Source organism: Treponema bryantii (genome assembly GCF_900113965.1).
GTDB lineage: Bacteria > Spirochaetota > Spirochaetia > Treponematales > Treponemataceae > Treponema_D > Treponema_D bryantii_A.
Genome location: NZ_FORI01000006.1, coordinates 93,052 through 109,274, shown reverse-complemented (window position 1 = coordinate 109,274; position 16,223 = coordinate 93,052). Strand labels below are relative to the sequence as shown.

The window sequence follows — 16,223 nt, the reverse complement described above, 5'->3', positions numbered from 1 at the left end:
CTTGAAGGTTTCTGATATAAAAACTCCGGTTTCTTCAATTGCGGGAATTGGGCCAGCACTTACTAAAACACTGGCTAAGGTCAATGTGTTTACGGTGGGCGATCTGCTGCAGTATTTTCCGCGCGACTACGAAGACAGGACACGGAAGGTGACGTTCCGCGAGCGCGGGCAGAACGGTAAGGTGCACACAGTTGCGCAGGTAATTGGTCAGGAATGGTTCGGTTACGGCCGCATGAAAACTCTCAAAGTAATCGTAAATGACGGAACTGGGACTGCAGAGCTTATCTGCTTTAACCGCGCCTTTTTGGAAAAATCGCTTGTACCCGGAACTATAATTACTGTGACCGGACAGTTTTTTGTAAAATACGGCGCCCTTCAGAGTACCGCGTTTGAGGTTGTAAAACACACGGATTCGGATGCTGAGCGGAGTCGGAGCACCGATACTATAGACCTCAACGCCATCCCCCCAAAAGAAAGCGGCGTCATTCCTATCTACCCTCTCACCGAGGGACTCACCCAGAAAGCAGTTTCAAAGGCCGTTTCACAGGCACTTTCACAATATGCGCTGGGCATTGAAAATGAACTTCCGGCCGAGGTTATTGAACGCCGCGGCCTTTTGAATAAACAGGACGCCATCCGCCTCATTCACCGTCCCTCCGACCTGTCTCAGGCGGCGGCCGCCCGCAAAACACTTGTCTTTGAAGAGTTGTTTCAGTTTCAGTCGGTAATTGCTAAGCGGGTTTTCAACAGAAAAGGCCGTCCGGTGGTTGAGTGTGCACAAAGTACGTATAATGAAGCCACCGCAGAACTCGACAAATCTACCGGCTCACAGGGTAGTTTCGACAAGCTCAACCACCCGTCTGTCGACGTCTCTACATTCACCGCGTCGCTCTCCCCGCTTCAGCTCGACTTTTTTAATTCTCTTCCCTACCCGCTCACAGACGACCAACGCGCCGTCATCTACGAGATGGACGCCGAAATAGACCGCGCCTACACTGAACGCGAACGAATCTTAAATCAGCTGGACCGCGGGCTTCCTCCTCCAACAACGCCGGCTTTTACAATGGCCCGCCTGCTTCAGGGAGATGTTGGTTCGGGAAAAACTCTGGTTTCGCTTTTCCTCTGTCTGCGTATTATCAGCTGGAAAGGGCAGTGTGCGTTTATGGCACCGACCGAAATCCTAGCCCGTCAGCACGCAGAAACTACCTCACGCATGCTCGCTCCGCTTGGAGTGCGCACTGCCTTCCTTACCGGTAACCTCCGCGCCAAAGGACGTACGCCACTTCTGAAGGCTCTCAAAGAGGGAGAGATTGATATTGTAGTTGGAACTCACGCACTGTTTTCATCTGGCGTTGAATATAAGGATATGGAACTGGCCATAATTGATGAGCAGCACCGCTTCGGCGTATTGCAGCGCCAGGCAATCTTAGAAAAAGGACGCAGAATGGTAGTTTCGACCCTTCGACCAGGCTCAGGGACCGCAGGCTCAACCACCCCGAAATTTACTTTTGAGCCGAATCTGCTCATGATGAGCGCAACGCCGATTCCTCAGAGTCTGGCGCTCACTGTGTTTGGCGATCTCGACATATCATCAATTCACACAATGCCTGCCGGCCGTAAGCCAATCACAACTTATCTTGTAAAAGAAGGAAACGAAATAAATGCATACGAAGCAGTTCGCAAAGAACTTGCTCAGGGACATCAGGCTTATTTTGTTTACCCCGCAATCGACAGCGATGAGAACATAAAATCTGCAGAAAAAGCTTTTGCCCACCTGCGCGACCACATCTATCCTCAATATAAATGCGCCCTTATTCACAGCAAGGTTGATGAAGAAGAACAGGTAAATATTCTGAACGCCTTCCGCGACGGAGCAATTCAGGTGCTTGCCGCCACAACTGTTATTGAAGTTGGTGTTGATGTTCCTAACGCAACCTGCATGGTAATTGAAGGTGCAGACCGCTTTGGAATGGCACAGCTCCATCAGCTTCGTGGCCGTGTTGGCCGTGGAGATGCTCAATCCTACTGCTTCCTCATTTACAGCAAAGACATCACAGAAACCGGCATTGAACGCATGAAGGCCCTTCGCCAGAGCACAGACGGCTTTTATATTGCCGAGCAGGATCTTAAAACCCGCGGCCCTGGCGAACTCAACGGCACGGTTCAGGCTGGTGAACTCGGCTTCCGCATTGCAGATCTTTCACGGGATATGGAGATTATGCAGGAAGCCCGCACCGACGCACTTGCGTATGTGTCAAAATAACCCGTAAACCGCTCTCTCAGAAATCTATGTATCAAAATGACACAGAATTCTACTCTTCAACTCCGGGTGTGTCGTATTAACACAATAAATGTCATTATCCTCTACAGATTCCCGGTTTTAACATAGAAATTTCAGTTTTTTTGCAAATTTTTATCATTTTTTACTTGTCGTTTTCACTTGGCACATTACTTGCTATTATTCTTGTGTATAAGGAGATAATGCCATGACACAAGACGAAAACATTCTTGCTATGTATCTTAAAGAAATCAACAAGATTCCTATGATTTCTCATGAAGAAGAAGTTGAACTTGCACAGAAAGCCCAGGCTGGTGATGCTGCTGCAAAGAACAAGCTTGTTAATTCTAATCTCCGCTTTGTAGTTAATGTTGCAAAGAAATATCAGAATCATGGTCTTGATCTTACAGACTTAATCAGCGAAGGAAACCTTGGTCTCCTTACTGCCGTAGATAAATTTGACGCTTCTAAGGGATATCACTTTATTTCTTATGCTGTATGGTGGATTCGCCAGAGCATTCTTAAGGCTATCTGCGAAAAGAGCCGTGCTATCCGCCTTCCACTCAACCGCGCTAATGAACTTGTTCAGATTGAACATGCACGCAAGGTTGTTGGAACTAAGAAAACAGAACAGCAGGAATACGAAGAGATTGGTGCAATGCTCAACATGGATGCTTCACACGTTCGCGATATGATTAACATCAGCCGCGAAATGATCAGCCTTGATGCAGAAGTTAATGATTCTGATTCTGGTCACTCTAAAGTTGGAGACTTCTTTGAAGACAACGCTTATGACCGCCCAGAAGAAAAGGCTATCGAAAAGTCTATGCATGATGACATTGACGGCGTAATCGATACACTCCGCCCTAACGAAGCTCGTGTTATCCGCATGCGCTACGGACTTAACGGTGCAAAGCCAATGTCTCTTAAAGAAGTTGGTGAAGAATGCTCTCTCACAAAAGAGCGCATCCGCCAGATTGAAAAACACGCAATTGTTCGCCTGCAGCACCCGACCCGTGCACGCAGACTTGAAGCATACGTAGCATAAATACCAAATCAAAAAGAGGATCCCCGGACAACCGGGGATTTCTTATTTAACCCGAAAATCACTCTAATTGTAACAAACCATAAAAAGTGGTAATATTTATTCCACATTTACATTATTGGAAACTTCCGCAAAACAGCGGAGGTTTGGAGGATTTATTTATGGTACCAGTATTAATTAAAGATTTACTGGCTTCGGCTCCAGATGGCCGTAAAGTTACAGTATGTGGTTGGGTTCGCACAGTTCGCGACTCAAAGGGTCTTGTTTTTATTCAGGTGAACGATGGAAGTTGTTTCGCTAATATCCAGCTCACCTTTGACCGCAATAATCCTTCTAATAATGCAAATGTAAATGAAATTGAAGAAGAACTCAAAAAGCTCAACACTGGAGCAAGTGTACGCGCAGAAGGTCTTTTGATTGAAAGCCCTGCAAGCGGACAGGCTGTAGAAGTAACTCTCGAAAGCCTCAAGTGTCTCGGTCAGGCTAATCCTGATGAATATCCATTGCAGAAGAACAAGATGTCTATGGAATATCTCCGCGACAACGCTCACCTTCGTGCTCGCACAAACACCTTCGGTGCTGTTTACCGTATGCGTAACCAGATGGCTTTTGCCGTTCACTCATTCTTCCAGGAGAGAGGCTTCCAGTACATCAACGCACCGGAAATTACCTGCTCTGACTGTGAAGGTGCAGGAGAAATGTTCCAGGTAACAACTCTCAGCCTTGAAAAGATTGCTGAGATGGGTGTTAAAGCCGGACAGGGCGGAATGAAGATTGAAGACGCTCACAAGATCATCGACTACAGCAAGGACTTCTTTGGAAAGAAGGCTTCCCTCACTGTATCTGGTCAGCTTGAAGCAGAAACTCTTGCTACAGCATTGAGCCGCGTTTATACATTCGGACCTACTTTCCGTGCAGAGAACTCTAACACTCCACGTCACCTCGCTGAGTTCTGGATGATTGAACCGGAAATGGCTTTCTTCGATCTCGACGACGACATGGACATTCAGGAAGACTTTGTAAAATATCTTTTGAACTGGGCTCTCACAAAGTGCCGCGAAGACCTTGCTTTCTTTGACAAGAGAATTCAGCCAGGCCTTATCGAAAGCCTCGAAAAGGTTGCTAAGGCTAAGTTCACAAGAATCAGCTATACACAGGCAATTGAAGATCTTGAAAAGGCAGCTGCAAATGGTGCTAAGTTTGAGTTCAAGCCTTACTGGGGCTGCGACATTGCAACAGAGCACGAGCGCTATCTTACAGAAAAGATTTACAACGGCCCTGTTATGGTTTTCAACTATCCAAAGGAAATCAAGTCTTTCTATATGAAACAGAATGACGACGGCAAAACTGTAAAAGCTGTAGACGTTCTTGTACCTGGAATCGGCGAACTTATCGGTGGTTCTGAACGTGAAGAAGATTACGGAAAACTTAAGGCAGAAATCGAACGCCGCGGAATGGACGAGTCTATTTACGACTGGTACCTTGATCTCCGCAAGTTCGGTACAGTTCCACACTCAGGCTTCGGTCTCGGTTTCGAACGCCTTCTGCGCTACGTAACAGGTATGGAAAACATCCGCGATGTAATCCCTTACCCACGCGCTCCAAAGCTGGCAGACTTCTAATATTTTTTGACCACACCGGTGATTGAGCAGGTTTCTTAAGAAACCGTATCGAAATCACCAGTGTGTATTATACGGTGGTTTCGATACGGCCTTCGGCCTACTCAACCACCGTAATTCCACCGGTAATATCGAATGAATCTGAAAACATATCTTAAAAAAATAATTACCAGATTCTCACAAATCTTATACCTGACAATTTCCAACTTTACGAAAAATGCCTTGTGGGAAAGTGCCGCAGCCTGTTCGTTTGGTTTTATCTTTTCCTTCATTCCAATCACACTGATTATTTTTACAGTCCTTGTTGGAATCATTCAGATTTATCCGAATATCTATAACTTCATCATAAACTTTGCAAAAGAGATTCAGAACATTGTAAACATCATGCCGCTGCTCGATAAACTGATGCAGATTCGTTCTGTAAAATCTTTTAATATTTTCCTTGCTGTCTGGGTAATCTGGATGGCACGCAAGCTCTTTAATTCCATCATCATTGCAATGAACAAGGTTTTCCGTTCGGTCAGCAAACGCAAATCATGGTTTAATCAGCTGCTTACTTTTATCATTGAATTTTCAATCACTCTGATTATCGCAGTCATTCTTATTGCAGCCTTTGCATTTACTCAGATTCTTTCAATGCCGTTTTTCCAGACAATTCTCTCTAACTTCCCTATTCTGGTAAAACAGAGCTCTCACAATATTGGTATTCTCATTCTGTATTTCGTTCTTTTTGTAAGTACAGTTATTGCTTATAGAGTTATTTCTGGAACAAAGCCTCTGCTCCGCCGCTGTATTTTTTATGCACTGCTGAGCACTGTAAGCTTTTTCGTTGTATCATTCTTCATCAATCTTTTTATGAATGTTACAAACTACAACGCTGTTTACGGAACAATCAGTTCGCTGGTACTTTTGATGATGAAGGTTTATATCTTCTTTATTCTCTTCCTTTTCTGCGCTCAGATGATTTATGTTTCTCAGTTTTTTGAAACTCTTCTGCGTTCAGAAATCTACCAGCTGCCTGGCTATGATTCAAAGGGAGTTGGAAACTACCTGCGCCGATTCCTCTTCATCAATCCGTCTGAAATCCAGACTGAAATGAACACAGTTTACCTTAAGACCGGACAGGTACTTTATACCAGCGATCAGAAAGTTTCTTTCGTTTACTTTATTAAAAAAGGTGCTGTCTCAGAAGCCTCTGATAAAGGTTTTACACTGCGCTCTCAGGGAAGCTTTCTTGGAGACGTTCAGTGCATCTTAAATCAGAATTATCAGTGCACCGCTACTGCCCTTGCAGACTGCGAGCTTATCAGTTTTACATCCGAAGAGTTTATGCAGATTATTGAAAAGAGCCATCATGCGGCCCGCAAAGCAATTTCTAAAATCTCTGAATACACTGCCACTGCCTACAACGGTGACGAAGAATAAAAAAAGGATATTAAAAATGGACATTAAAATCAGAATCGCAAAAAAAGAAGATGCAGCAGCATTACTTAATATTTATTCCTATTACGTTGAAAACACAGCCATAACTTTTGAATATAAAGTTCCTTCTGTTGAAGAGTTTGAAAGACGAATCTGCACTACCCTCGAAAGCTATCCATATCTTATTGCAGAAGTCGACGGCAAAATTGCAGGCTACGTTTATGCAGGCCGCTTCAGCCCAAGAGCCGCTTATGACTGGGTTGTAGAAACTTCAATTTATATTGATAAAGACTGCCACCGCATGGGACTTGGAAAGCTGCTTTATTCAAAACTCGAAGAATATCTTGCCCGTCAGAATGTTACAAATCTTTATGCTGGAATTGCAGACCTTACAGACGGCTTAGATGAAGATCCATATCTCACAAGAGACAGCGAACACTTTCACGCAGCAGTGGGTTATAAGAAAATTGCTAACTTCACTAAATGCGGATATAAGTTTAACCGCTGGTATAACCTCATCTATATGGAGAAAATGATTGGAGAACATATTACTCCGCAAAAATCATTAATTCCATTCTCGCAGCTCTAACAGATGTTATGATTGCTTTTTGTGCCATGAAGTATGATGTACCCGTTTGGACTCAGGATGGTCATTTCAGATTAATCCAGGGCTTGTATCCGGAATTGGCTCTGTATAATTTGTCTTAAGCTACCTGTTACCAGAAAAACTATAACAAAATGTTTTTTGACAGATTCATTTACATCCTTTAATCTTTAATAACATACCTAAACTTGATAAGGAGGATGATTCTATGCTTAGAAAATCATTCAAACTCTTATCACAAAAAGTTTTTATTCCCCTTTTAGTTTTATCTTTTCTCGTAGTTGGCTGTAAAAATTCTGCAGCGCCGGAGTCTCCGCAGGAAGAGCCATCTGCTCAGAATGAAGACGTCACCTATACTAGTATTTCTGGTCATAATACAAGTAGTGGAAATGCAGTAAGAACAACAGTTTTTAACTTTCTTAAGGATGGCACATACTCTTGTAAAATGGATGGCGATACCATGTCCTCTGGCACTTTTGAAGGAAGGCCTGCTCAAGACGGAAAACTTACATTGACAGTTAAATCTACACAAGCTGATGATCAGGATTATACAGATTATCAATTTGATATAGATATTTCTGATGGCAAATTTGTTTTAGAGGGACTTGGTGAGTTTGTTCATTCTGTTTCAACTGTTGCTGTATATTTTTATTATGAAAGCGGTGCCAGGGAAACAAGAGATAATGTTGCTTTCTATTCAGATAATACATTTAGCATTTACGAAGAAATAGATGATTTTAATAATCAAACAAATCACCATGAAACTGTATTTAGCAGTATAGTTGCCCGTGGAACTTATACAGGTAATCCTGCAGCAGATGGAACTATTAGTGTTACTGTCAATAAAATGATGAATGCAGCAGGTACAGCGCTTGAGGATTGTTCTCATAAACAGGATATAACAATTTCTGGTGGAATTCTTCCGGTTACAAAGAGTTGGGGCGCTACTGTTAATTCCGAAAGAGTATATCCACAATAATTAAGACAATTTTTTGTATATAGATTTTAGGAGGAGATGATGAAAAAATTATTTACGTTATTTACAGCAGGCCTTGCTCTTTTATGTTTGAGTTTTACAGGCTGTAGCAATAGTGCAGATGGTGGAGACGGTGGAGACGGCAAGAACATTTCTGCTAGTCAGGTTGATAATGGAATTGAGGTAACTGTTCAGGCGCCGGAAGGTTGTTCTGTTATTTACTTTATTCGTTCAACACCTGGTTCTACGCATGAAGATTATTGGTATTTAACAGAAAAAGCAACTACAGGAGCAAATACTGCCATAGACTACTTTACTGAAGCAAATAAAACTTATATTTACTATGCCCAGTTTTACGATGCAAATTGGAAAAAGATGGATAAATCTGATTCTGTAGAAATTAATTCTTCTGTAAAAGGATTGGATTCTCCTGTAGTAACAAATGTTCCAAAAGCAACATATAACTCAGGTACAAGAAAATTTACATTTACTACAAAACCTACATTTTCTTATACTCAGTCAAAAGTTGGCGGTTATCCAAATCTTGTAATTGACTTACTCTTTAAGACTGCAGACGAAACCTATGACACTATCTGCACCTATAGACTTGGAGATGATTCTACAGGTGAGGTTCAAGATTGGGTCTTCAACAAACATCCTGGAAAAACTATGGAGTTTGTAAATTTCAAGTTTAAATTGAAGAGCGCCGACTACAAGACTTCTTATGAATGGGATGTAGGCCGAGGTGCGGATATTCCGGCTATTACGTTATCGGCTTCAGACGAATATACTTATATAGAAAATACTACTCCAGATGATTTTATAAATGGGGCTATGAGTGTAGATCCTGAATTAGCTCCTGGAGATAATGTATTTGGACTTTTATTTAAGTCTGCAAAAGAATCTGATGGCTCTATAAAATCAGCATATTATTTGGTCCAAGGTGAGAGTGGCGGTATGTCGTTTCAAGAAAATAATCCCCCAGAAGCAATAGTATATCCTGTACAAGATGGAGATGATACTTGTAGAATTACCCTCGATGAAAAATGGCGTGATCAACCAATATATTTCTTTGTCTATAAATCGCTTATACATGCATATGTTGAGAATTGGGAAGCAGTCAAAACGTCAGGAGCACTAGGCCTTGCTGGAACATATTTAAATGGAGATCGAAATGGTGAATTCATTGAAGTTGTTCTTAATAGCAATGGAACATGTACGTGTTCATGGCACTTTGTTAATGATTCTAGTGTGGATGAAGGAACTTACAACGGAACATATATATACAGTAATGGTATGATTAAAGCAGAGTTAGATGGAAATGGTCCGGAAACAATGTACTTGGTTTATAAATCAGAAGGAAAGATCGCATTTGGAGAATACTTTATTTTTGGTTCGTGGGATCCGTCTAGTCTCCAAAACAATTAATTATAAATGGGGCCACACTTAAGGTTCAGCATGCCAAGACTTAGTGCAGCCCCATTTTTCATCTTCCAATTCATGCACAAAATCGATATAATCTGTCTATGTCACGTGAAAAGATTGTTGTATTAGATTTTGGTTCGCAGTATGCGCATTTGATTGCTAAGCGTTTCCGCATGCTTGGCTATTATTCTGAAATTGCCCTTCCTTCTGCTGGCCTTGAGGCCTTTGAGAATGCGAAGGGTATTGTTTTTTCTGGGGGACCTTCTTCAGTTTATGATGAAAAAATCCCGGAATTCAATTCTGAAATCTTAAATCTTGATATTCCTGTTTTGGGTCTCTGCTACGGTCACTACATCGTTCAGCTTGGTTACAACGGCAAAGTTGGAAAAGGTGAAGTCGGTGAGTTTGGTTTTGCTACATTAAGATTCGCTGATGGCGTTGGCGGTGCAAACAGCAAGTGTCCGCTTTTCAAAGGTATTGAAGGCGACCAGCAGGTTTGGATGAGCCATCAGGATACTGTTTTCCAGATGGGTGAAGGTTTTGAAATGGTCGGCAACACAAAGGACTGTCCTTTTGCTGCAACTCAGAATCTTGCTAAAAAACGCTTTTCACTTCAGTTCCATTGCGAGGTAAAAGATACTCCTTGCGGAAATCAGATTTTCCAGAACTTTGCAGATTTCTGTGGAATGGAAAAGAACTGGGATCAGGACACTGTATTAAATATCATTCTTGAAAATATCAAAAAGGATGCAGACGGACGTAACGTTCTTCTCTTCCTCAGCGGCGGAGTTGATTCAACAATCACTTTTGCACTTTTGAATAAAGCTCTCGGCCAGGACCGCGTTCTTGGTCTTCATATTGATAACGGCTTTATGCGCAAAAACGAAAGCCACAACGTTGCAGAAGCTTACCGCAAGTTCGGCTTTACAAACTTTATCGTAGAAGATGCCAGCGAGAGCTTCCTTAAGGCAATTGCCGGTCTTACAGATCCTCAGAAAAAACGAATGGCAGTTGGTGAAAACTTTATTACAGTTCGTAACGAAGTAACAGCCCGCCAGAATCTCGATGACAGCTGGCTGCTCGCTCAGGGAACTCTCTATCCGGATATCATCGAATCGGGTGGAACAAAAAACTCTCACACAATCAAAACACATCATAACCGTGTTGCAGGTATTCAGGAACTTATTGCTAAGGGCTTGATTATTGAACCTATCCGTGATCTTTATAAAGATGAGGTTCGTGCAATCGGTAAGAAGCTTGGACTTTCAGATGAACTTGTAATGCGTCATCCTTTCCCGGGTCCAGGCCTTTCTATCAACGTTCTTTGTAACGACGGAAAGCCAGATGCAAAGAATGAAGAAGAACTTCCTCTTGCACAGAAAGAACTTGATGAAATTAAACTTGATATGTTCTGCGAGAATTGTACTGCAAGTCTTAAGCGCAGTATTCTTCCGGTTCGCTCGGTTGGTGTTCAGGGAGACTTCAGAACTTACAGATTCCCGGCTTTGCTTACTTTTGCTGATGAGGGAGATGGATTCTATCACTTCCCTGGCAAGCGTGAAAAGATTGAAGAATGTTCATCAACAATTACAAATGCTGCAAAATATATTAACCGTACCTGTATTAAGCTTTATCAGAATCCAAAGATTGCAGACAGCGACCTGAAGATTCAGGAAGGCTACTGCGACCGCCGCCGTCTGGATCAGCTCCGCGAAGTAGACAACATCGTGCTTACAGAGCTCCATGCAAGCGGCTGGTACGACAAAATCTTCCAGCATCTTACAATCGACCTGCCATACGCAAGCAGCGCAGACCACGCAACCTTCGTTCTTCGCCCTGTAATTTCCGAAGACGTTATGACAGCCCGCTTTGCAATGCTTCCAAAAGATTTACTGGACACTATCGTTCACAAGATTGCAGCACTTCCGTTCGTAGATGCGTTGTATTTCGATGCTACAAATAAACCGCCTGCTACTTTTGGATGGGAATAAGCGTGTTTATTTGACCGCATCTTTTTCTGTGATATAATCAAAATATGAATGAAAAGTTTATAGAATGGTTTATCACAGAAATACCGATTCTTACTGAAAAAGGTATAATTACTGCTCAGACTGCTCACAGTCTGAATGAATACTACATAAACAAACTTGAAGAACTAAGGCGGCCTGTGGAAGAAAAACCGCAGGCTGCTGTCACAACCACACAGGAACTTGATCCGGCTTTCACAGAACTTACTGTTAGCCCGGTTCCATCACAAAGCACAACAGCGAAAACGGCCGCAATTGTAAAAGCTCCATCAAAAAAAGTTTCAAAAATTTCTGTTTCTGTAATCCTTACAATCATTGCCAGTGTTTTAATTTCTTTTGGAATCATTTCGCTCATTGCCTATAACTGGGCAGCAATTCCACGCATGGCAAAAGCAATTACCGCAATACTTCTTCTTACCGGAACACAGGCTGCAGGAGCAATCCTTATACTTAAAGGCAAATCAAAGATTACTAAGATTCGCGAAAGCTATTCTTTATTCTGGGCTCTCTTATTTGGAGCAATGGTTGCATTTGTTTCTCAGATATTTAAATTTCCCGGAGACTCTGCAACCTTCATGCTGGTCTGGACAGTTTCTTCAATCATCATAACTCTGCTATTTTCTGCACACACAACCTTCTATCTTTCTTTGTTATTCACTTTGATTTTTGCAATTACAGGCTGGGAGAAAACTTCTGCACTTTTACTCTACCCTATTTGCGCAGCTTTATACTTCCCTGCAAGAAAATCAAAAGCAAAAGTAATACCTCTTCTGATTTTAAGTTATCTTCTTTTTATCTTCCGGATTGATGAATTGCCAATTAACGTAAATGCAAAGGCACTGATTTTTGTATCCTCGCTTGCTTCAATTGGTTTAATCTTCCTTGGAAAACACGACAAATCTTTTACCTTCTTTGGAATAATAATTACAGCACTCGCTTCTATGATTTCGATTTTTGCCTCACGTTATTACAGTTCATATACAATCGAAATGAACGCAGTAAATTGTGCTGAACTTATTTTGATCTGTATTATCACCACAGGCTTTTACGCAGAAGCTGCTGTTATTCCATTTGTAAAAAGAATCAGAAATAAAGAAAAACTTTCTTTTGAAAATCTTCTTTATATGATTCCTTTAATTCTTGGATTGAATGCACTGTTCCCTGCACAAAATGAAATCTTATTAAATGCATCTCTTTCACAATGGTACAAAATTTTCCTCGCACCTTTCACTCTGATTATTCTTTACACAATGGCAATGTTTATAATCAGCTCGCTCAAAAATCATAAACTTTCCTGGGGCTTTTTTGCATTCCTATTAATAGAGGCACTTAAAATAAACGAAGTATCAGTATCTCTGTTCTATACTTTTATTGCACTTACACTTTTTATCCCGTTGGTAATTTTATGGAAAAACAAATTTGCAGTAACAGATGAAAGCTCTGTTACAATTATTACCACCCGTGTTATTTCTGCAATTCTGTTTTTCACTCCTGCCTTTATGTCGTTTTTTATTGATGAAACTTTCTATTCTACATCAAAACTTCCAGGCATAGGATTCTTGTGTTTTATTCCTGCAGCAGTTTGTGGTATAGCGCTTTCTGTTCAGTATGCTAGAAAAGATTTAAAAGAGTTCCTCAAAAACCTGGACATACTTATCAATCTGATTTTTGCAATTATTTCTATGGCTGCAGCAAGCAAGTCTAACAAAATTGCAATTGATTTAATGATTAAGATTTTTGTAGCGCTGAACTTTATGTATTATTCGATTGTTGCAATCAAAAAAGAAAAATACATTTTCCTTCTGAACACCGCGCTTTCCCTGGCTTATTTTTTGATGTCACTGCTTGCTCCAGAATACGGCACAACAATCATGTATCTTTTCTGCGCAATTATGATTTTTGCAGCCGGCAGTTTCTTGTGGAAAAATAATTTCACTTCAACTGCAGAAATTAAAAACTGTTTTCTTATTGTAAGAATTGCTGCAGTTTTAATTCTGTTCATCACAATACTTCTGGCAAGAAAAGCAGAATCAGTTCTGTACACAAACAAAGGAATTGATCTTTTTATTCTCTGCAGTTTTACACCAGTCGCTTTCTTTGGACTTTTTATGTGTGGTATTTTTGCAAAAAAGAATTTCAAAGAGTTTTTGCTCAACATAGATATCTTCATAAATATTCTGGTTTCTGCAATTATACTTTCAGTGTCATATCTTTGTGATGAAAAAATCATTCTGCTGATTCTCGAAATTATAATTGGAATCAATCTCATCTCTTCTTGTATTTACATTATCAGATCCGGCCGATATGAGTATGCCTTCTACGCACTTTTTGCAATCATCTATTTTGTGATTTCATTTATGTCGACTGAGTTCTCTACAACAATCCTCTACCTTGTAAGCACAATAATTCTCTTCACTTCCGGTGTTTTCCTCTGGAGAGAAAACTTTACCTTGAATGAAACCAGTAAACAAACTTTATTCATAACCAGAGCAGTATCTGCGGCAATTCTTCTTGGAACAACGCTTCTCGCAAGATACCCGGATTCAATTCTTTATGATAACAACGGAATTGAAAAATATATCTTAATCTGTTTTACACCGGCAGCGCTTTTTGGACTCACACTTTATTTTGTACTGGCAAAGAAAAATATTATGCTGTTTCTGGAGAATATTGATATTGTAATAAATCTTTTCTTCTCATCTTTAATTTTCGCGATTGCATATTTGTGTAAAGCAAAACCAACTCAGCTTATTTCAGAATTCATAATGATTCTAAATCTGCTTGCAGCATGTATCTACATATTAAAGGATAAGAAATATGACTACCTTTTCTACCCGGCTTTTTCTTTAATTTACTTTTTTGTAGCTTTTGCAAGTACAGATAAATCAAACATTACAGCAGGTATCTTTTTTATCATTGCAATAATTGCAGCTGTTATTCATTTTTTTGCACAGACAAAAAATATTTCAGGCGCAAAAGTTGTCTGCACAATTACAACCGGCATTGTGCTCTTCTACGAAACTTCTATCCGCCATATCACGGAATCAGATCACAATCATCTTGCATGTAATTTCTATATAATTGCCTGCATGATAATTATGGGGGCGGTTGCAGTTTATTATCTGTTACAGCTCATCAAAAATAAGATTTTCTTTAACCCGGCTGTTTTCCTTACACCGGTTCTTGTTATTGTGCTAACTTTTGTCGATGACAAATTTTCTGTATTACTAACCTTCCCAGTGATTCTGGTTTTCTGTATTTATTATTTCTATCTCGCATATAAAAATGATTCGCTGAAAACTGCAAACCTCAGCACAATTTATTTTGGACTCATGCTGATGATCAGGTTCTTCTCTTCGGGCTATGGCCTTAGCGTTCAGGGAATTACACTCATCTCCATGGGAGCCATTCTTTTGATTATGAATATTCTGATGACAAAAAGGAGAGAAAAAAATGCATAGAAAAAAGATTATCACACTTTCATTTCTGATTGTTTTTCAGATTTCAGTAATTGCGGCGATGTTTATTAAAGCCGGCGCCATCAAAAATTACGCTCGAAAAAACGACTCAATAATCCGCGTGCACTGCACAGCCTACGACCCGTTCCACCCATTGAAGGGCCGCTATGTTCAGCTTACTCTTAATTCCGATGATATCAAATCTGCTCAAGACAGACTCGGCTGCGACCTTTCCAACATCTGGAAAACTGCCAACGCCTATTATCTTCAGGAAGAATACGCACTAATTATAGATTCAATGAACTGGAAAGATTTTAATTCCCTCGACCCTGTCCTTGAATTATACGTCGGCAAATTCGGCGCCGTAATCCAAAAAGTCCTCTACGTCCACAATAACGGCCAGGAACTTCCGATTGAGGAGTATATCAGGGAATATAAGATGTAGTGGCTACTTATTATATAATTCCAGTTCCGGATACAACCCCTGGATTAATCTGAAATGACCATCCTGTGTCCAGAGCGAAACATCATATTTCATTGCACAAAAAAAATAAATCTTGACAAATATTTAAAAAACCGTAGATAATTTTATTTATGAATAGAATGTCATTATTAAAGTTTTTATCATCATTATTAATCATTGGTACAATTTGTTTTTCTACAAGTTGTAAATATTCACCTGAAACTCAGAATCCGGAAAATACAAATCCTACTGTTCCAGAGACGCCTGTTACGCCCTACACCCCAGAGACACCAACAACACCCATTATACCAAGTTCTCCAGAAACCCCGGAAGAACCTCCAGCAACTGAGATAGAATACACTATTTACATTGATGCCATTGGATGCATATCTATTCTTAGCACTACTAAAGCAGTAGCTGGAACAAAAATAACTTTTGATATCACAGCAGATACCGAAAATAATTATGTTTGGACAGAACAAAGTTATATTTATGTAAAAGATGCAAATGGAAATAATATTCCTATTACAGATAATTGGTTTATCATGCCTGCATCTAATGTAACTATTTATGCATCAGCAGTTCATATTGAACAATATACTATAGCTATTGATACAACTAATTGCGGATTTGATATTTATGATTATAGCTTAGGGGAAGCGGTTAAACCTGGAACAAAACTCTATTTCTCCATTTTTGTTTACGAAGGCTATTCCATTCCATCAATTTCTATAACAGACGCAGACGGAAAAAACATAGAACATGATAACTCTTCTTTTGTTATGCCAGCATCTGATGTAATTATTACTGCGATTTCTGAACTCATTATTCCAGATTATTCAGAAAAACAAGAAAGTTTTAATACAAGTCTTACCAGCCTAACTAATGATTATCAGAAATATCTGG

Annotated in this window: 10 protein-coding genes; all 10 read left to right on the top strand. The window is 40.4% G+C overall.

Annotated elements, in window-relative coordinates:
• Window position 1 precedes the first annotated feature (1 nt).
• The gene (locus BM161_RS08840; protein WP_074931845.1) at window positions 2-2,263 is read left to right on the top strand and encodes an ATP-dependent DNA helicase RecG; all 2,262 of its coding nucleotides are present in this window, start codon (window positions 2-4) and stop codon (window positions 2,261-2,263) included.
• A gap of 223 nt (window positions 2,264-2,486) precedes the next feature.
• The gene (locus BM161_RS08835) at window positions 2,487-3,326 is read left to right on the top strand and encodes a sigma-70 family RNA polymerase sigma factor (protein ID WP_074931843.1); all 840 of its coding nucleotides are present in this window, start codon (window positions 2,487-2,489) and stop codon (window positions 3,324-3,326) included.
• 158 nt (window positions 3,327-3,484) lie between these two features.
• Window positions 3,485-4,945: an asparagine--tRNA ligase gene (gene asnS / locus BM161_RS08830; RefSeq protein ID WP_074931840.1), complete on the top strand. Its 1,461-nt coding sequence runs from the start codon at window positions 3,485-3,487 to the stop codon at window positions 4,943-4,945.
• Window positions 4,946-5,077: 132 nt separating this feature from the next.
• Window positions 5,078-6,367, top strand: coding sequence for a YhjD/YihY/BrkB family envelope integrity protein (locus tag BM161_RS08825; protein ID WP_083425741.1), 1,290 nt, complete (start codon window positions 5,078-5,080; stop codon window positions 6,365-6,367).
• A gap of 16 nt (window positions 6,368-6,383) precedes the next feature.
• Window positions 6,384-6,953: a GNAT family N-acetyltransferase gene (locus BM161_RS08820; RefSeq protein ID WP_074931834.1), complete on the top strand. Its 570-nt coding sequence runs from the start codon at window positions 6,384-6,386 to the stop codon at window positions 6,951-6,953.
• Window positions 6,954-7,176: 223 nt separating this feature from the next.
• The gene (locus BM161_RS08815) at window positions 7,177-7,947 is read left to right on the top strand and encodes a hypothetical protein (RefSeq protein WP_074931831.1); all 771 of its coding nucleotides are present in this window, start codon (window positions 7,177-7,179) and stop codon (window positions 7,945-7,947) included.
• A 39-nt stretch (window positions 7,948-7,986) separates the two neighbouring features.
• Window positions 7,987-9,372, top strand: a complete 1,386-nt coding sequence (locus tag BM161_RS08810; protein ID WP_074931828.1) for a hypothetical protein — start codon at window positions 7,987-7,989, stop codon at window positions 9,370-9,372.
• Between the two features lie 98 nt (window positions 9,373-9,470).
• The gene (gene guaA, locus BM161_RS08805) at window positions 9,471-11,360 is read left to right on the top strand and encodes a glutamine-hydrolyzing GMP synthase (protein WP_074931825.1); all 1,890 of its coding nucleotides are present in this window, start codon (window positions 9,471-9,473) and stop codon (window positions 11,358-11,360) included.
• Window positions 11,361-11,404: 44 nt separating this feature from the next.
• Window positions 11,405-14,857, top strand: coding sequence for a DUF2157 domain-containing protein (locus BM161_RS08800; RefSeq protein ID WP_074931823.1), 3,453 nt, complete (start codon window positions 11,405-11,407; stop codon window positions 14,855-14,857).
• A complete protein-coding gene (locus BM161_RS08795) occupies window positions 14,850-15,299 on the top strand; it encodes a hypothetical protein (protein ID WP_074931819.1) in 450 nt (149 codons plus the stop codon). The genes BM161_RS08800 and BM161_RS08795 overlap by 8 nt, the downstream gene beginning before the upstream one ends.
• Window positions 15,300-16,223 lie beyond the last annotated feature (924 nt).

Bases quoted from the DNA above. Each gene is read 5' to 3' on its own strand.
- guaA (WP_074931825.1), top strand. From the start codon at position 9,471: ATGTCACGTGAAAAGATTGTTGTATTAGATTTTGGTTCGCAGTATGCG.
- BM161_RS08825 (WP_083425741.1), top strand. From the start codon at position 5,078: ATGAATCTGAAAACATATCTTAAAAAAATAATTACCAGATTCTCACAA.
- BM161_RS08800 (WP_074931823.1), top strand. From the start codon at position 11,405: ATGAATGAAAAGTTTATAGAATGGTTTATCACAGAAATACCGATTCTT.
- BM161_RS08835 (WP_074931843.1), top strand. From the start codon at position 2,487: ATGACACAAGACGAAAACATTCTTGCTATGTATCTTAAAGAAATCAAC.
- BM161_RS08795 (WP_074931819.1), top strand. From the start codon at position 14,850: ATGCATAGAAAAAAGATTATCACACTTTCATTTCTGATTGTTTTTCAG.
- BM161_RS08820 (WP_074931834.1), top strand. From the start codon at position 6,384: ATGGACATTAAAATCAGAATCGCAAAAAAAGAAGATGCAGCAGCATTA.
- asnS (WP_074931840.1), top strand. From the start codon at position 3,485: ATGGTACCAGTATTAATTAAAGATTTACTGGCTTCGGCTCCAGATGGC.
- BM161_RS08815 (WP_074931831.1), top strand. From the start codon at position 7,177: ATGCTTAGAAAATCATTCAAACTCTTATCACAAAAAGTTTTTATTCCC.
- BM161_RS08810 (WP_074931828.1), top strand. From the start codon at position 7,987: ATGAAAAAATTATTTACGTTATTTACAGCAGGCCTTGCTCTTTTATGT.